Source organism: Saccharothrix deserti (genome assembly GCF_009769385.1).
GTDB classification, from domain to species: Bacteria; Actinomycetota; Actinomycetes; order Mycobacteriales; family Pseudonocardiaceae; genus Actinosynnema; species Actinosynnema deserti.
The window spans coordinates 58,541-76,062 of the sequence record NZ_VKAB01000030.1; the positions used below are offsets into that span (position 1 = coordinate 58,541).

12 protein-coding genes are annotated in these 17,522 nt (G+C 70.9%); 7 read left to right on the forward strand and 5 right to left on the reverse strand.

The features are described 5' to 3' along the window. Positions 1-60 precede the first annotated feature (60 nt). Complete coding sequence (locus tag FM051_RS36255; protein WP_158851305.1) at positions 61-1,401, forward strand: glycoside hydrolase family 43 protein; 1,341 nt, start codon at positions 61-63, stop codon at positions 1,399-1,401. Between the two features lie 20 nt (positions 1,402-1,421). Next, the gene (locus FM051_RS36260; RefSeq protein ID WP_202919191.1) at positions 1,422-2,882 is read left to right on the forward strand and encodes a family 43 glycosylhydrolase; all 1,461 of its coding nucleotides are present in this window, start codon (positions 1,422-1,424) and stop codon (positions 2,880-2,882) included. 94 nt (positions 2,883-2,976) lie between these two features. Here FM051_RS36260 and FM051_RS36265 read toward each other — a convergent pair whose 3' ends face one another. From FM051_RS36265 to FM051_RS36280, 4 genes are all read right to left on the reverse strand, one after another. Then, positions 2,977-4,146, reverse strand: coding sequence for a S1 family peptidase (locus FM051_RS36265; RefSeq protein WP_158851307.1), 1,170 nt, complete (start codon positions 4,144-4,146; stop codon positions 2,977-2,979). A gap of 159 nt (positions 4,147-4,305) precedes the next feature. Continuing rightward, positions 4,306-7,125 carry an ABC transporter substrate-binding protein gene (locus FM051_RS36270; RefSeq protein WP_158851309.1) on the reverse strand — a complete coding sequence of 940 codons (2,820 nt, stop codon included), beginning with the start codon at positions 7,123-7,125 and terminating at the stop codon, positions 4,306-4,308. 185 nt (positions 7,126-7,310) lie between these two features. Continuing rightward, complete coding sequence (locus tag FM051_RS36275; RefSeq protein ID WP_158851462.1) at positions 7,311-8,633, reverse strand: M20/M25/M40 family metallo-hydrolase; 1,323 nt, start codon at positions 8,631-8,633, stop codon at positions 7,311-7,313. Positions 8,634-8,733: 100 nt separating this feature from the next. Further along, entirely contained in the window at positions 8,734-9,723 is a 990-nt protein-coding gene (locus FM051_RS36280; RefSeq protein WP_158851311.1) for a universal stress protein, read from the reverse strand. A 79-nt stretch (positions 9,724-9,802) separates the two neighbouring features. Here FM051_RS36280 and FM051_RS36285 point away from each other — a divergent pair, with 79 nt between their 5' ends. The 5 genes from FM051_RS36285 (at position 9,803) to FM051_RS36305 (ending at position 14,559) form a co-directional block, all read left to right on the forward strand. Next, positions 9,803-10,195 carry a DUF2267 domain-containing protein gene (locus tag FM051_RS36285; protein ID WP_158851313.1) on the forward strand — a complete coding sequence of 131 codons (393 nt, stop codon included), beginning with the start codon at positions 9,803-9,805 and terminating at the stop codon, positions 10,193-10,195. A 376-nt stretch (positions 10,196-10,571) separates the two neighbouring features. Further along, positions 10,572-11,321: a hypothetical protein gene (locus tag FM051_RS36290; RefSeq protein ID WP_158851315.1), complete on the forward strand. Its 750-nt coding sequence runs from the start codon at positions 10,572-10,574 to the stop codon at positions 11,319-11,321. Between the two features lie 44 nt (positions 11,322-11,365). Next, positions 11,366-11,920: a hypothetical protein gene (locus FM051_RS36295; RefSeq protein WP_158851317.1), complete on the forward strand. Its 555-nt coding sequence runs from the start codon at positions 11,366-11,368 to the stop codon at positions 11,918-11,920. Then, entirely contained in the window at positions 11,913-13,148 is a 1,236-nt protein-coding gene (locus FM051_RS36300) for an MAB_1171c family putative transporter (protein ID WP_158851320.1), read from the forward strand. Before FM051_RS36295 ends, FM051_RS36300 begins: the two co-directional genes overlap by 8 nt. A gap of 22 nt (positions 13,149-13,170) precedes the next feature. Next, positions 13,171-14,559, forward strand: coding sequence for an FAD-dependent oxidoreductase (locus FM051_RS36305; RefSeq protein ID WP_158851322.1), 1,389 nt, complete (start codon positions 13,171-13,173; stop codon positions 14,557-14,559). On the opposite strand, the gene FM051_RS36310 is transcribed toward FM051_RS36305, so the two are convergent. Continuing rightward, positions 14,516-17,518 carry an ATP-binding protein gene (locus tag FM051_RS36310; protein WP_158851324.1) on the reverse strand — a complete coding sequence of 1,001 codons (3,003 nt, stop codon included), beginning with the start codon at positions 17,516-17,518 and terminating at the stop codon, positions 14,516-14,518. The two genes, FM051_RS36305 and FM051_RS36310, sit on opposite strands and share 44 nt — an antisense overlap. Positions 17,519-17,522: the final 4 nt, after the last annotated feature.

The window sequence follows — 17,522 nt, forward strand, 5'->3', positions numbered from 1 at the left end:
ACTGCTCGAAATGTTAACGCTAACAATCGCCGCCGACCCCTACCGACCCGAGAGCCGCCCATGCGCAAGCGCACCCTGCTCGCCGTCGTGACCAGCCTGGTCGTCGCCGCGTTCGGTCTCGCCGGACCAGTACCGGCCGCCCTCGCGGCCGGACCGGTGCCGCACTACCTGATGACGGCGTTCACCAACAGCAGCGAGTCGAACATGTACGTGTACGACTCGACGAACGCGACGAACTTCGACCTGGTCCGGTCCAACGCCTACACGCCGCCGTCAGGCCTGATCCGCGACCCCAGCGTCATGCGGCACACCGATGGTTACTACTACATCGTCTACACCACGAACTGGACCGGCGACACCATCGGCTTCGCGCGCAGCGCCGACTACACGACGTGGACGTTCCTGCGCAACGTCACCGTCGGCCTCAACGGCTCCACCGGCAGCACGTGGGCACCGGAGTGGTTCAAGGACTCCGACGGCAGCGTGCACGTCGTCTTCTCCGCGTCCACGGCGGGCACCGCGGGCCAGTTCCGGCCGTACCGGATCACCGCGACCAACAGCGCGCTGTCCTCGTGGACCTCGCCCACGGCCCTGGGCATCCCGGCGAACTACATCGACAGCTACATCGTCAAGGTCGGCAGCACGTACCACAACTTCCTCAAGAACGAGACCACGAAGTACATCGAGCACGCCACCGCGACGTCGTTGAACGGTCCGTGGTCGTTCGTCGGCACCGGCAACTGGGCGGGCTGGGGTTCCGGTCTCGAAGGCCCGGCCCTGGTGCAGCTGCCCAACGGCTCGTGGCGGATCTACTTCGACCAGTACGGCGCCAGGCGCTACTACTACGCCGACAGCTCGAACCTGAGCACGTTCGGCGCGAAGGTGGAGCTGCCCGGTCTGTCCGGCACCGCGCGGCACTTCACCGTGCTGCGGGAGAACGTCGGCGACAGCACGGCGGTGGCGACGGGCAACCGCTCGCTGCGATCGGCCAACGTGACGGACCGCTACCTGCGGCACCGCGACAACCTGGCCTACGTGGACCCGCTCAGCTCGTCCAGCGCGCTGAACGACCGGCGTGACGCCACGTTCAACATCGTCGCGGGCCTGGCGAACAGCAACTGCTACTCGTTCCAGTCGGTCAACTTCCCCGGCTACTACCTGCGGCACAACAACATGCGGTTGGCGTTGAACAACAACGACGGGTCGGCGGTGTTCCGCGCGGACGCGACGTTCTGCGGGCGGGCCGGTCTGGCGGGCGCCGGCACGACGTCGTTCGAGTCGTTCAACTTCCCCGGCCGCTACCTGCGCCACTACAACTACGAGATGCGGCTCGACCTGCGTGCGTCCGACTCCGTGTTCAACGGGGACGCCTCGTTCACGGTGACCGCACCGCTGGCCTGACCTTACTTGGAGTAGAACCGATGAACAGGGTTGTTCCCCGGTCGATCGTTCGCAGGCTGGCCGTGGTCGCGCTGGCGGCCATGACCGCTCTGGCGGGCCTGGTGGTGGTGACGCCCGCGGCGACGGCGTCACCCGCGGTGCAGTACACGAACCCGTTGGCCAACCAGCGGGCCGATCCCCACATCTTCAAGCACACCGACGGCTACTACTACTTCACCGCGACCGCGCCGGAGTACGACCGGATCATCCTGCGGCGGGCCACCACGATCCAGGGGTTGGCCAGTGCGCCGGAGACGGTGATCTGGCGCAAGCACACCAGCGGTGACATGGGCGCGCACATCTGGGCGCCGGAGATCCACTTCATCAACGGCAAGTGGTACATCTACTTCGCCGCCGGTCGGACCGACGACATCTGGAAGATCCGGATGTACGTGCTGGAGACCTCCAACGCCAACCCGCTCAGCGGCGGGTGGGTCGAACGCGGCCGGATCTCGACCCCGTTGGACACGTTCTCGTTGGACGCCACGACGTTTGTCGCCAACGGTGTGCGGTACCTGTCGTGGGCCCAGAACGACCCTGCGGTCGGCACGGGCACCAACCTGTACCTCGCCCGCATGGGCTCCACGCCGTGGACGATCACCGGCACGGTGGCCCGGATCTCGGTGCCCACCTACAGCTGGGAGACCGTCGGCCACCGGGTCAACGAAGGGCCGTCGGTGATCGAGCGCAACGGCCGGCTGTTCATGACCTACTCGGCCAGCGCCACCGACGCGAACTACTGCCTCGGCCTGCTGACCGCGTCCTCGACGGCGAACCTGCTCAGCGCCTCGTCGTGGACCAAGACCGCCACCCCGGTGTTCGCGAGCAACACCTCGACCGGGCAGTACGGTCCCGGCCACAACTCGTTCACCGTCTCCGAGGACGGCCAGAGCGACATCCTGGTCTACCACGACCGCAACTACCGCGACATCTCCGGCGACCCGCTCAACGACCCCAACCGCCGCACGCGGGTGCAGAAGCTGTACTGGAACGCCGACGGCACGCCGAACTTCGGCATCCCGGTCGCCGACGGCGTCACCCCGGTCCGGCTCAAGTCCTACAACTACCCGGACCGGTTCGTCCGGCACTGGGAGTACCGGGCGAGGGTCGAGGCCAACGTGAACCCGTTGGCGGACTCGCAGTTCCGCATCGTGACGGGCCTCAACGGTTCCGGCACGGTGTCGTTGGAGTCGACCAACTTCCCCGGCTACTACCTGCGGCACCGCAACAACGAGTTCTGGGTCGAGCGCAACGACGGCACCGCCCTCTTCCGCGCCGACGCGAGCTTCTTCCGCCGGGCGGGCCTGGCGTCCAGTTCGGCGGTGTCGTTCGAGTCGCAGAACTTCCCCGGCAACTACCTCCGCCACAACGGCACGACCGTCAACCTGACCACCGCGACGGACACCGTCGCCCGCGCCGACGCCACTTTCATCCTGGAGTGACGTCCTGAAGCGACAACCGGACGTGGACCCGCCCGTGACCGCACGGGCGGGTCCACGTTCGTCGTCAGGCAGCGAGTTGTCAGGCAGTGAGTTGTCAGGCGGTGAGCAGGGTCAGGCCGTAGGTGGACAGGATCTCGTTGATCGGCTGGAACCAGGTCCGGCCGCCGGACGAGCAGTTGCCGTAGCCGCCGGACGTGACGCCCTGCGCCTGGTCGCCGGTGATGAACGAGCCGCCCGAGTCGCCGCCCTCTGCGCACACGCTGGTGCCCGCCATCTGGTGCACGTCACCCTGCGCGTAGTGGATGGTCTCGTTGCGGGTCTGGATGACGCCGCAGTGCCAGCGGGTCGTGGAGCCGGAGCGGCAGACCGACGTGCCGACCGGCGCCTCCCACGAGCCGCGCACCAGCGCGTCGCTCACCGTGCCCCAGCCGAGCACGACCGGCACGTTCCACCAGCCGCCGCCGGTGCGGACCCACGCGTAGTCGTTGCCGGGGAACGAGGAACCGGCGAACTGGCCCTGCCAGGACCGGTCCCAGCCGTACACCTGCGCGCCGCTCCGGCCGCAGTGCCCGGCGGTGACGTAGCCGCCGTGCACCGAGAAGCCGATGGAGCAGCGGACGTTGCCGGTGTAGTACGGGTCGCCGCCGACGGTCCCGGCCGCGAACGGCACGGGCGCGGTGACGCCCTCGGTGTTCACCTCGACCGGGCCGAGTGCCCTGGCCTCGGCCAGGAACTCCGCGACCTCAGCGGTCTGCACGCCGGGTTGGACGTCGACCACCACCGCGCCGCTGCGCGGGTCCGGGTGCCAGCTGGTGACCGCGGACGGCACCTTGCCGGCCGCCGACAGCGCGTCCACGCGGTCCTTGACCCGGTCCAGTTCCACGGCGGTCCGGTCGACCAGCCGTGCCTCGGCGCCCGTGGCCAGGACCCGTTCGGCGGCCTCGGCGTCGGTCACGCCGACCACGAGCACACCCTTGTCCTGGTCGAACCAGCTGCCGCCAAACGACGACCCGGCCGCGGCACGCGCGGACGGCGCCCGCTCGGTGGCCTTCGCCTCCTGGTCGATCCTGGTCAGGGCCTGCTGCACGGTGAGGCCGAACGCGGCCCGCATCGAGGACACCAGTCCCGGTGACAGCTGTTCCGACGACGGTTGTTCCGACGACGGCTGCCCGACCGGAACCGGCACGGCCTGGGCGGTCGGCGCGACCACCAGTCCGCTCACCACCAGAGCGGTCGCCACACCGACCTTTGTCAACGTTGTCATGCGCACGTGGTCCTCCTTGTCCGCAGGGAGGCGCGTGGCCGGTGCAGGGTCGGCCACGCGCCAAGGCAAGTCGATCCTTGAGAGCGCTCTCACATCTGGTACTGGTTTAGACCATGCAGCACCCACAGCGCGCCGTCAATCCCCCGGCGACCGCCCCCGTCAGCAGTCCGCGGTCACCAGCGGACCGTGCGTCGACCCGTTCACCGGCAGGCTGATCTCGTGCACGCACTTCGGCACCTGGCCGAGGTCGTGGATGTCGTCGATGGTCAGGATCGCCAGAGGTCGGGTCAGCCCTGTCCGGGACGCGGCGAAGTCGATCCGGCCGGTGGCGCCTTCGAACTTGTTCGGCTCACGCAGTTCCTGCGCGACAGCCGCCCGGTGCACGGTGTGTGCCGGACCGGTCCTGGGCGACGCCTGGTCCGGGTTGGGCACCCTTTCCCGGTTCTGGTTGTTCCGCACCGCCTCCACGAAGAGACTGGCCGCGTCGTAGGCCACCCCGATCCGCTCCCCCGGCCACGACATGCGGTCGCCGGGCTCGGCGAGCAGCCGTGCGAACTCCGCGACCCGACCGCTCCCGGTGGTCGGGTCGCGGAGTTCGTGGTGACCGGCGCAGAACGCGACGAGCGGGCGCGCGCCCGGCTCGGAGCCGGAGGAGACGGTCTGCACGGCCGGCTCGCCCTTGCTCAGGCAGTCCGGCCCGGCCAGGACGACGCGAGCGCCCATCGACACGTACGAGACGGGGATGCCCTTGAACTCGTTCTCCGACCGCAGGCTGCCCTGCGCGACGAACCGCGAGACGGCGTCGTCGCCGATGACCACGGGCCGGTCGTTCCCGCACTGGCCGACGACCTCCTTGAGGAATCCGGCGAACTCCCCTTCCCGGCCGGCGTAGAAGGCGATGTTCTGCTGCCCGCAGACGATTTCGACCTCGCCGACCCGCTGGTTCCAGAGCCGGACGGCGGGTTCGCCGTCGATCGCCGCGCCCAGTTCTCCGACCAGGCTCTCGAGGTAGTTGTCCGACAGCCGCCGCGGGTGGTACACGGTGACGGGTTTGCCGACGCTGCGGGCGTATCCGGCGATCAGTGCGGCCTGCACCCGGTTTCCCGGCACGAGTTGGAAGTACAGCGGAGACCGCTCGCCCAGCGCCTCACCCGTCAACGACGTGGCCAGCACCGGCGTGCCGAGGTCGCCGAGCGCCCCGATGGCGCTCTCGGTGGCCAGCACGGTCAACCCCATGCCGATGACGCCCACGATCGAGGGGTCGTCGGCGAGCAGGGGCGCGAGCAGGTCGTCCACGACGGTGCGGGCGGCCTTCATCTGATCACCCCCGTTGGCCACGACCACCCGGAGCAACGGCTCGGAGGCGCTTTGCTTGTTCTGGGCTTTCTGACGGATCAGCACGCCTTCCAGCTCCTCGGCGACGGAGGCATCGGCGCCGGGATCGCCCATCGAGTGGGTCAGATCGGCGAAGTAGACCACGCTCACCATGGCCCGGACCGGGTTCTCCTCGTGCAGCCGTTCGGCCACGGCGTTGAGCTCGAACACCGCGAGCTGGACCGCGCGCAGCCGCTTGTCGGAGCTGAACACGTGCGCCGCGCTGTCGCTGTAGCCGACGCAGGACTTGGTGCCCTCGATCCACCGGACGGCGACGCCCGCCCTCGGATCGGGCAGGCAGTCGTGTTTCGCGCGCGCCAGCCCCCAGCGGCCACCGGTCAGCAACCCGGCGACCAGCACGACGCCCACCACCGCGACGACGACCGGTTTCCGTGCGGCCAACGGAGGTCTGCGCGGCTGGAAGCGACCCAGGTCGTGCCACGCCGATTCGTCGTCCTGGCTGAGGGTGCTGTCCGTGACGTCGTCGTCCACCTGCGGTGGCAGCCAGGCGAAGACGAACCGCGCGTCGGGGCGCAGCGACTGCCGGTGGGCGGGCAACCCGTCCACCCAGGCGTCCAGTTCGGCCTTGATCCGGCTGACCGGCGCCACCGGTCGTCCCGGCTGGAGGTCGTCGGGCTTGCGTTCCGCCGTGGCGATCACCAGCACCGGGTCGTGCTGGGTCGACTCGTTGCGGACGTCGTTGATGATCCGCAGCAGTTCCCAGCCGCCGTTCTCCTCGGTGATGCCTTCCAGGAGAACGACCGTGTACGCCGTGCGGCGCCAGCGGCGCAGTCGCAGTCCGCGAGGCCGGTAGGCCAGGCGCAGGTCTTGGAGGAACGCGTGCACCAGCAGCTTCTTCAGCTGCTCCAGGTTCTCCTCGTCGCGCCTGCCCACCGTGAGGCGTTCGGCGAACCCGGTGAAGCTGGTGGAGTGTCCCGGGACCATGAACGGCTGGCGCATCAACCAGCGCGGTTCCCTGCCGACCAACGGCGCGCCGTGCACCCACAACCAGAAGCGCAGTGGGCGGTGCCAGGCCAGGAAGACCGCAACCAGGAATCGCTCCAAGGCGGACTGCGCGACCGTCTGCGCCACCGCCGCGTGCTGCTCCGCCGCGGCGGAGCTGTCCGTCACCGCGTGCCAGTCGCGGAGCAGGTCCACGACCGTGCGGTCGTCGCGCCTGTCGCCGGGCGGCAGGCGCTGGCCGGTGAGCCAGTCGACGAGCCGGTAGTGGCGGAAGCAGCTCAACCGGTCCTCGCCGAACCGGTCGGACAGCAGCCTGCGGTGCAGCACGTCGAGCAGCGGCAGGAGTGGCACCTCGCGCTCGACTCCCGACCACCGCTCCCTGGCGTCCTCGGCGGCCCGCGCCGCGTCCACGTAGGCGAACGGCACCTTCCGCTTTCGCGGCGCGACGGCCCGGTCGAGGTGGCGGTACAACGCCTCCAGCACCGGGTTGCGACCGGAATCGCGGATCAGGCACAGCAGCGGCAGCGGGCGGTCGCCGCGAAGATCGCTCCGTCCCGGGCGGAGCCGCCAGCGGGGCCGGTCGACCAGGCTCCGGGCGACCGACAGCAGCGCGTGGACACCGCGGAACAAAGGGTTGTTCACATCCGCCTCTTCCGTCGGATTCGAGTTCCGAGCAGTATCGAGGCGGCCACGCGGACCGATTGTCCAATCCGTCACCCGTGCATTCGATCGAGTGAATGCGAGTGTCATTCAAACCACGATAAATGCGGTCGGGCAATACCGGGCGGGGGTGCCGTCCGCATCGCGCGAACGGCACCCGCCGCGGCTCAGGAGTTGCGCAGGAACCGGTCCAGCACCCGGACGCCGAACTGCAACGCGTCCACGGGCACCCGCTCGTCCACGCCGTGGAACAGGCCGGAGAAGTCCAGGTCGGCGGGCAGCTTCAACGGCGCGAAGCCGAAGTTGCGGATGCCCAGCTGCTGGAACGACTTGGCGTCCGTACCGCCGGACAGCATGTACGGCAGCACCTTCGCGCCGGGGTCCTCGGCCGTGATCGACGCCGTCATCGCGTCGACCAGCGCGCCGTCGAACGTCGTCTCGACCGGCGGCAGCCCCAGCCACTCGCGCTCCACGTCCGGGCCGAGGAGTTCGGCCAGCTCGCGGTCGAACGCCTCCTCGCGGCCGGGGAGGATCCGGCAGTCCACGGTGGCCTCGGCGAACGACGGGATGACGTTCGCCTTGTACCCGGCGGACAACATGGTCGGGTTGGCCGTGTCGCGCAGGGTCGCCCCGATCATCCGGGACAGCGCGCCGAGCTTGCCGACCGCGCCCTCGATGTCGTCCTCGGGGAACTCCAGCCCGGTGATCTCCGACACCCCGGCCAGGAACTCGCGCACGGACGGCGACAGCACCACCGGGAACCGGTGCTGGCCCAGCTTGGTGACCGCGGCCGCGAGCTTGGCCACCGCGTTGTCGTTGTGGATCATCGAACCGTGCCCGGCGGTGCCGCGGACCCGCAGCTTGAGCCACCGGATGCCCTTCTCGGCGGTCTCCACCAGGTAGGCCCGGACGTCGTCCTTCAGCGTGATGGAGAACCCGCCGACCTCGCTGATGGCCTCGGTGACGCCCTCGAACAGCTCGGGCCGGTTGTCCACGAGCCACTTGGCCCCGAACATGCCGCCCGCCTCCTCGTCCGCCAGGAACGCGAAGACGATGTCCCGGGGCGGCACGATCCCGTCCCGCTTGAACCGCCGCGCGATGGCCAGGGTCATCGCGACCATGTCCTTCATGTCGACCGCGCCGCGGCCCCACACGTACCCGTCCTGGACCGCGCCGGAGAACGGGTGCACGGACCACTCGGAGGCGTCGGCGGGCACCACGTCGAGGTGGCCGTGGACCAGCAGCGCGCCCCGTGACGGGTCGGCGCCGGCCAGGCGGGCGATCACGTTCCCGCGTCCCTTGGCCCCGGACTCGACGTAGGTGGTCTCGTAGCCGACCTCGCCCAGTTTCTCCGCGACCCACTCGGCCGCAGCGCGCTCCCCGACGACCGTGGCCGGATCCCCCGTGTTGGTCGTGTCGATTCTGATCAACTCGCTGGCGAGCGACACGACCTCGTCCTGCGCGAGCCGCAGCCCGGCCCCGTCATCCAAGATACTCACCCGGCCTTCCTACCATCAGTCACCGGGCGTCCGGGCGGTAGCGCTGGTGATCCGCGAAGGACGCCGGCGACGACGGGGCCGGGCGAAGTGGTCAGGCCTTCGGTGAGTCACCCCGCACGACCGCGAGCGAGCAGGGCGCGTGGTGGAGCATGGCGTGGCTGACCGAGCCGAGCAGCGCGCGGCGCACCGCTCCGTGCCCGTGGCGGCCGACGACCAGCAGCGCGGCGCCCTCGGCCTGTTCGATCAGGGCCTGGGCGGGTCGCAACAACGACACCACCTGTTCCGCCCGCACCTCGGGGTGTCGCTCCAGCGGACCCTCGAGGGACTTGGCGATCAGGGCCTCGGCCGAACTCCGGAGCTGCTCGGCGTCGATGCCCAGCCCGAGCCCCTGGCCCCAGACCCCGCCGGGCGCGAGCGCGTCCGCCGGCAGTCCGGTGGTGGCGTGCACGGCGACCAGGACGCGGCCGTGCCGGGAGGCGAAGTCCACCGCGAAATCGACCGCGCGGTCGCTCGGCACCGACCCGTCCACCCCGACCACCACGCGCCCGTCGTCGCCCCCGGCGTCACGGACCACCACGACCGGACCCGGGAAGTGGTGCGCCAGGTCCGCCGTGATCGAGCCGGTGAACACCCTGGCCAGGCCGGTGGCGCCGGACGAGCCGACGACGAGCAGCACCGCCTCCCGGGCGACCTCGCTCAGCACCGCGGCGGGATGTCCGTCGAACACACGGGTGTCCACCACGACCCCGGGTGCCACCTCTTCACACTCGTCGGCGAGTTCCGCGAGGTGGTCGTTCGTGTACGCGCGCACGGCCTTCTCGTCGACCAACTGGGGCAGCGGCATGGACACGGGCGTCACCACCACCTCGGGGAACGGCCCGCGGATGGCGTTCACGATGACCAGGCGCCTGCCTCGGCTCACCGCCTCGCGCGCCGCCCAGTGGGCCGCCTGCCGCGCCCGCTGCGAGCCGTCGAACCCGACGACCACCGCACCAAGCCCGACCGCACTGTCCGGGCTGGACATCGTCCACCTCCCGTGCTCGGCGAGAACCGACGTCACCTGGGTATCCAGGTCGGCCAAGACCGACACGTGAGGTGGAGGGTTGCGGCACCGGGACAAGTGGCAACCCAATGGCCGGCGGACCGAAAGGAGGACGCTGATGAAGGAGCACGAATTGGTTTCGGCCGTGCGCGAGAGCACGGGTATCGGCAGCACCGACGACGCCGAGCGCGCCGTGCGTGCCACGCTCCAGGTCCTGGGACGACGCCTGACCGGCGGCGAGACACGCCACCTCGCCTCGCAACTGCCGCCGGCGTTGTCCAGCGCGTTGCCCGAGGAGGGTGCGGGCGAGCGGTTCGGTGTCGAGGAGTTCTACCAGCGGGTCGCCGCCGAGGAAGGCCGGGACTGCACACCGCGGCAGGCCCGACAGCACGCGCGAGCCGTGGTCACGGCCCTGCGGAACACGTTGCCGCAGGGTGAGGTGGACGACTTCGCGGCCCAACTGCCCGCCGACTACGCCGATCTGCTGTCGACCGGGCCGGTGCACCACTGAGTCCGGGCCGGTGCACCACTGAGTCGACCGCACCACTGGGTCAACCGGGGGTCCCGCCTGAAGATCCCGGCCCGCGAGATCCCCGGCCCTGCGCACCCCTCAACGCGTGCCGCCGTGGCGGAAGCGGCGGCACAACCGCAGGGCCTGGTGACGGCCGGCGTGGTCACCCGGGATCTCGCTGTACCGCGCAGCCAGCCCCTCACGTTCCACTGCCAGGAAGCCCGAGGCCCCCGACCCCCAATTTCAGTGGAACCGCCTCGGCAAGGCTACTGTGGCCCCCACCCTGGAATCAACTGCTGTTGCGGAGTAGCTTTGGCGTGCCACTCCCAGTGGAAATGCGGGCGAGTGGCGGCAGTCGTGCGTACGGGGGATGACCATGACCGCGGCCCATCAGCGACTATTCGCCGATATTCTCGACGACCTGTGCCTGCACCCCGGCGACCGGCCTCGGTACACGAATGTGGAACTGGCCGAGCAGATCCGCCTCGACGGCGGCGAGATCACGCACACCTACATCTCGCAGTTGCGCCGGGGCGACAAGGACAACCCCACGTGCCGCACGATCGAGGGCCTCGCCAACGCCCTGCGCGTGCACCCGGCGTGCTTCGTCGGCGGACGCACGCGGCTGCACGGGGACGAGAGACCGGCGTGGCGGCGGGACGCGCTGAAGCACCTGTTCAACACCGTGTACCCGGCCAACCGGGGCCCGTTCTCGCCGGAGGAGGTCGCCGCCCGGATCAGCGGCGGCCCGTACGGCTCCATCTCGGCCAACTACATCCGCGAACTCCTGGCCGGCACGAGTGACAACCCGAGGTTGAAGCACATCCTCGGGCTGGCGGAGGCGTTCGGCGCGGCGCCCGCGTACTTCTTCGACGACGAGCTGGCCGCTCGGGTCGACGAACAGCTGGAGACCCGGCTGGCGATGGACAAGCTCGGCGTCAACACCGTCATCCTGCGCACCGCGGAACAACCCCCGCCGCCGGGCGTCCGGAACAAGATCCTGCTCGCCCTGGTGCGGGCGCTGCACCCCGGCGTCGCGGCCGAGGACGCCATCAGACGAGCCCTGGAACCCGAAGCGTCCGGAGTGGTTGCCGACGGGGTGGTTGCCGATGACGAGTCCCGCTGACTCAGCCGTGCCGGGCGGCGGACACAGGCCCGGGTGGTGACCGGATGAAGGCGAAGGACCTGCGCGAACTGCGCGACGGGCTGATCCGCGAACTCGACCTCGACAAGTCCGCGACCACCGAGGCGGTGTGCGTCCGCCTGTGCGAGGTCATGGCCCTGCGCCTTCGGCGGGAGATCATCCTGCGGTTCGACGACCTCGGCGCGGGCGGCACGAGCGGGTTGTGGGCGGTGACCGATGACGACGTGCACGTCATCATCGTCACCACGGCCCGCAGCTGGGTGCACCGGCTGCTCATCCTGCTGCACGAGATCGCGCACATGCTCTGCGGCCACCAGCCGCCGCGGCTCGACGCCGAGGAAGGCCGCCGCCTGCTCTACCCGGACCTGTCGCCGTCGATGCTGCAGATCCTGGCGAGCCGGACCGACCTGTCCCGCAAGGAGGAACGCGAGGCCGATCGCGTCGCGGGCGTGCTGACGCGGGCGTTGATCGAGTGGGCGGGCCGGCGGCAGCACGCGCCGTCCCTGCCGGACGGGGACGACCTGGTGACGCGGGCGTGGTATTCGTTCGGGTACTCGCCCGAGCGAGGCCCCCGTGGATGACGTGCTCTACCTGCTCAGCGCCGGCGGCGTGCTGGTGCTGCTCGCGCACAAGTACCGGGCGTTCCGGCAGGCACCGCCCGAACGGCGGGCCGCGGTGCTGCCGATCTGTCTCAACTGCGTGACGGCGGCACCGGCGTTCCTGTTCCTCGCGCCGGTCATCGGGGTCAACTCCGACCGGCTCACCGGGATACCGAACCTGTCCGTGATGCTGGTCTACAGCTTCGGTGTCGCCTTCGTCGCGGCGAACCAGGCCATGCTGTTGTACTGGCGTCACCCGCCCGCGCGGGCGTGGCGGACGACGCGGCGGGTGCTGATCGTCTGCGCGTTCGTCCTGGCGACGATGATCGTGCTGTTCGTGCTGGGCGCGCCCGCCGAGGAGCACCACGGCGACTTCCCGGCGGCGTACGCGGACACGCCGTACCTCGCGGAACTGTTGGTGCTCTACCACTTCACGTTCCTCGTCGGGCTGCTCAACGTCGTCCGCCTGTGCTGGTCGTGGGCCGACGAGACGCCGGAGGACCAGCCGTGGTTGCGGCGCGGGCTGCGGCTCAACGCGGTCGGTGTCCTGGTGGGGTCCGCCTACGCCGCCATCGTGCTCATCGCCGTCGTGGGCAGTTGGTTCGGCGCGGAGCTGGGCTCGTGGAGCGTGGCCGCGCCGAAGACGCTGAACCTCGCGGTGCCGGTGGTCGTCGTCGGCGCGAGCATCGCGGCGTGGGGTCCGCGCCTGTCCCACCTGCGTGAACGGGTGGCACGGGTTCGGGACGCCATCCGGGACCACGTGCGGCTGCGTCCGCTGTGGCGGGCGCTGCGCGCGGTCGACCCGGCCATGCGGCACGCCCCCGGAACGCTGCGGGAGCGCTTCGACCCCGAGTACCGGCTGTTCTGGCGGGTCATCGAGATCAACGACTGGTTGCACCGACTGCGGCCGGGCCACGACCCGGCGGTCGAGCGCGCGGTCGAGCGACGTGCCGCGGAACCGGGCCTGGCCGAGGCGGAGATGTGGGCGGTCAAGGAGGCCGCGCAGATCAAGGCCGCCCTGCTGGCCCGTGCGCGGGGCGCCACGACGGCCGACACCACGCCGGCCGACCAGGACGGTCCCCTTCCGGCCAAGCACGCGTTCGCCAGTGAGCGCACCCGACTCGTGTTGGTGGCCAGGGCGTTCGTCGGCCCGGTGGTCGCCGAGGCCCTGTCCGGTGGCCGGCCGGCCACCACGGCGACTCGTCGGTAATCAGGTAAGGGAGAGCACCCACGTGCCGAGCACACGCGCACTGGTCCTGGGCGGCGGCCTGGCGGGGATGCTCGCGGCATCCGTCCTCGCGGAACACGTCGACCGCGTCACGATCATCGACCGGGACCGCTTCACCGACGACGGCCACCGCGGAGGGGCGCCGCAGACCCGTCACACCCACGTGTTGATGGCCGGTGGGAGCCGTGCCCTGGACGAGTTGCTGCCCGGCTTCACCGCGGGCCTGGTCGAGGCGGGTGCGCACCACATCGGGCTGCCGAACCGGCTGCTGGTGTTCACCCAGTCCGGCTGGCTGCCCCGGCTGGACGAGATGCAGTTCGTGATCGGGTGCAGTCGCGCCCTGCTCGACCGCGCGGTGGAACGACGGGTTCTCGCGATGGACCGGGTCGACCTGGTGGAAGCCGCCGACGTCGTCGGGCTGCTGGGCGACCGCACCAAGGTCACCGGAGCACGCGTGCGCGACCGCGACACCGGGACCGAGCGCGATATCGACGCGGATTTCGTGGTGGACGCGACCGGCCGCGGATCCAAGGCGGACCGCTGGCTCACCGCGCTCGGTCTACCTGCCGTGCGGGAGGACCGCGTCGACTCCGGCATGGTCTACGCGACGTGCGTGTACCGCGCTCCCGCCGGCGCGGAGGCGGGCTTCCCGGGCCTGAACATCGGCGCTGATCCCCGGTCGATGCGGTCCGGCCAGGGCGGTGTGCTGGTGCCGATCGAGGACGGCCGGTGGATCGTCAGCCTCGCCGGCACGCGCGGCGGTGAACCGGACGTCAGCCCGGAAGGCTTCCTCGCCTTCGCCCGCGGCCTGCGCCACCCCGCCATCGCGGACCTGATCAGCGCGGCGGAACCGCTCACCCGGCCGTTCGCGTTCCACGGCACGGTCAACCGCCGTCGCCGCTACGAACGCCTCTCCCCCTGGCCGAGCGGGTTCGTCGTGCTCGGCGACGCCGCGTGCGCCTTCAACCCGGTGTACGGGCACGGCATGACGGTCGTGGCCCGGCAGGCGATCGCGCTGCGCGACGGTCTGGCCCGACACGGACTCCACGGCCGCGCGGCCAAGCGCCTCCAACGGAGGTTCGCCGGCGTCATGAACGACGCGTGGGACATGGCCGTCGGACAGGACCTGCGCTACCCCGCCACGATCGGCCCGAAGCCGGGCCGTGCCACCCACCTCCAGGAGCGCTACCTCGACCGGCTCATCCTGGCGGCGACCGGCCGGGCCACCGTCACCAGGGCGCAGATCGACGCGTACACCCTGTCCGCGCCCATGCGACGGCTGCTGTCACCCCGGGTCGTGCTCGGCGTCCTGCGCGGTCCGGGCCGTCCGCCGCTGACCGACCCGCCGTTCACTGAAGCCGAGTCGCGGGTGCACGGAGCCGACCGGACTTGACCCGTTCCGCCGTCTCGGCCGCCTCGGCGGCGCCGATGCGTTCGAAGATCTCCAGGGCCTGCCGGAAGCAGGACAGCGCGGTGTCGGGTTGGGACAGGGCCGTGGCGCAGTTGCCGAGACCGTCGAGTGCGCGGGCTTCCTCCAGCGGGACGTGGATCTCCCGGGCGATGCGCAGCGCGAGGTTGTACCGGTCCCACGCTTCGTGCGGCGTGCCGGTGGCGAGGAGGAGGTTTCCCTGCTGGTTCAGGGTCTCGGCCACCCCCGTGCGGTGGCCGATGGTCTGGTAGATGTCCAGGGCCTGGCGGTGGGCTTCGGCGGCGGCCGGGTGGTCGCCCGCGACGCGATACGCCGCGCCCAACTCGTTGAGGCCGACGGCGTGGCCGAGTCGGTCGCCCCACGCGGCGCTGACGCGCAGTGCGGTGAGGTGTGTGCCGATCGCCTCGCCGGGGTCGCCGGTCAGCCTCAACACCGTGCCCAGGTGGTTGAGGGCGAACGCCTCGTTGAAGCTGTCGCTGAGCTCGTGGAAGTCGGCGGCGGCTCGGGACAGCAGTTCCAGTGCCGCCGCGTGGTTCCCGGTCGCCCGCCGCACCAGCCCCAGTTCGACGCGCGCATCAGCCTGTCCGCGGCGGTGGCCGAGGGTTTCGTAGATGTCCAGGGCCCGGGTGTGCGCCGTGGCCGCGGCGGCGAGGTCGCCCTGTGCCTGCCGCACGATGCCGAGTTCGTTCAACGCGTTGGCCTCGTGCTCACGGCTGCCTTCGGCACGGGCCAGCTCCAGTGCCTGCGTGTGCGCTTCGGCCGCTCCGGTGTAGTCGTCCAGTTGCCGCCGTGCGGCCCCCACCCCGATCAGGGCGAGGATCTGCCCCTGCGGCCGGCCCAGTTCACGGTGCGCGTGCAGGCCTTGCGTCAGCGTGTCGATCGCACCGCGGTAGTTCCCGGTCCGCGCCCGGTAATGTCCCAAGTGGACCAGACTGGTCGCCTCACGGGCGGTGTCGCCGATGTGGCGTGCCGCGGCGACGGCGACCTCCTGGACCAGTGCGGCCTTGTCCCACGGGCCGTTCGTGTCGAGGATGGTGGTCATGGCCTCCGCCAGGTCCACGACGTGGCGGTGCTCGGCGCGGTTCGCCGCGTCCAGCAGGCAGGCGATCAGGTTCGAGCGTTCGGCCCGGATCCACGCCCACGCCTCGGTCGCCGTGGTCAGGTGCGACTCGCCCGTGCCGAGTGGTCGGTGCGGTGGGATCAGCAGGTAGGACACGGCGTCATCGCTGATCAGGTCGTCGGCCGCGGCGGCGGTCCGCCGGTAGTAGGAGAAGAGCCGGTCCAGGACTTGACGGTGCTCGGCAGCTCCGTCGCCGCCGCCGACGGCACGCGAGTATTCGCGGACCAGGTCGTGCATCCGGTAGCGGTCGCGGGACGGCTCGTCGAGCAGGTGGTCGTCGTACAGGCCGCGTAACAGCGCACGGGCGTCGGACAGCGGGATGTCGGCCAGCGCGGCGGCGCTGTGTGCGTCCAGGTCGACGCCGGGGTGCAGGCCGAGGCGGTGGAAGAGCAGCTGTCCGTCCGCCGAGAGGTTCCGGTAGGACAGGTCCAGCGCGGTGGCCACCGCGACGTTCTCGGCGCGGATCTCGCCGAGCCGGTCGCGTGCCGTGCGGACGTCGTCCACGAGGTCTTCGACCGTCCACGACGGGTGGTGCCGCAGCCGTCCGGCGAGCAGTGAGATCGCCAGCGGCAGGTGACCGCCCAGTCGCACCAGTTCACCGACCGGTCCCGCTCCGGCGGCCTCGCGACCCGACAGCCGGACGAACAGCGCGGCGCCGTCGTGCGGCGGGAGGGTGCCCAACGTCAACGTCATGGCGTTGTCCAGCGAGGTCAACCGGCGGCGGCTGGTGATCAGCGTCAGGCATCCCGCGGTGGGCGGGAGCAGGTGCTCCACCTGCTGAGGGCCCGCCGCGTCGTCCAGGACGAGCAGCACTCGCCGGCCGGACAGGTGGTCGCGCCACAGCGCCGCCCGGTCGTCCAGGCTGGTCGGCATGTGCTTGGCGTCGAAACCGACCCCGCTCAGCAGGGACGCGAGCGCTTCGGACGGATCCAGCGGGTTCCGGCCGTCGCTGTGTGCGTGCAGCCGCAGGAACAGCTGGCCGTCCGGGAAGCGGTCGGCCATCCGGTGGGCGGCGTGGACGGCGAGGGCTGTCTTGCCAACGCCGGCCATGCCGTCGATCGCGACCACCGCCGACTGGTCACGGGCTTCGGCGGCGGCCAGCAGTCGCGCGACCTCGTCCGTTCGGCCGGTGAACGCGTTCGTGTCGCGTGGCAGCGTCCGCCGCACTCCGGGCCGGGGTGCGGCCGGTTCCGGCGGTGCGGTGCCCGTTTCCACGATGGGACGCGGGTCGTCGGGCAGGCCGATCCAGCCGACCGCCACGGTCTCCTTCAGCTCGACCCGGACCGGGTGGAACGTGTCCGGACCGATCGCGCCGTGCCGGACCACCTCCTCGAAGAACCACGACGAGACGATCACCGCGAGCACCCCGGAGGACGCGGCCAGCGCGGACTTCGACGGGGAGGAGTCGAGCAGCCGGAACGCGAGGTTGATCGCCGTCCCCGTCACCCCGTGGTCGTCGTAGCGGATCTCGCCCGCGTGCAACGACATCCGCAGCCGAATCCGCTCCTCGGGCGCGTGGGTGCTGTTGTGCTCGCGCAGGGCGCGGACCAGCTCCCCCGGCAACTGCTCCACGAAACGCGCTTTCGGCACGTCCGGGGGCGCGAGGACGAACACGCCGTCACCACGGTCCTCGCGGTGGCAGCGGCGCCAGGGGATGTCCGCCTTGGCGAACGCCCGCCGCAACGCCCGGTACACACCCGCGCGCACGGCCACCTGGTGGCGGTCCGTCCGGTCCGGCGCGCCGAACTTCTCGACGTCGACAACCAGGATCGTCCGGTGGACAGCGGATTCGATGCGCACCATCCGC

Coding starts and splice junctions, on each gene's coding strand:
- FM051_RS36255 (WP_158851305.1), top strand. CDS start 61: ATGCGCAAGCGCACCCTGCTCGCCGTCGTGACCAGCCTGGTCGTCGCC.
- FM051_RS36260 (WP_202919191.1), top strand. CDS start 1,422: ATGAACAGGGTTGTTCCCCGGTCGATCGTTCGCAGGCTGGCCGTGGTC.
- FM051_RS36265 (WP_158851307.1), bottom strand. CDS start 4,146: ATGACAACGTTGACAAAGGTCGGTGTGGCGACCGCTCTGGTGGTGAGC.
- FM051_RS36285 (WP_158851313.1), top strand. CDS start 9,803: ATGAAGGAGCACGAATTGGTTTCGGCCGTGCGCGAGAGCACGGGTATC.
- FM051_RS36290 (WP_158851315.1), top strand. CDS start 10,572: ATGACCGCGGCCCATCAGCGACTATTCGCCGATATTCTCGACGACCTG.
- FM051_RS36295 (WP_158851317.1), top strand. CDS start 11,366: ATGAAGGCGAAGGACCTGCGCGAACTGCGCGACGGGCTGATCCGCGAA.
- FM051_RS36310 (WP_158851324.1), bottom strand. CDS start 17,518: ATGGTGCGCATCGAATCCGCTGTCCACCGGACGATCCTGGTTGTCGAC.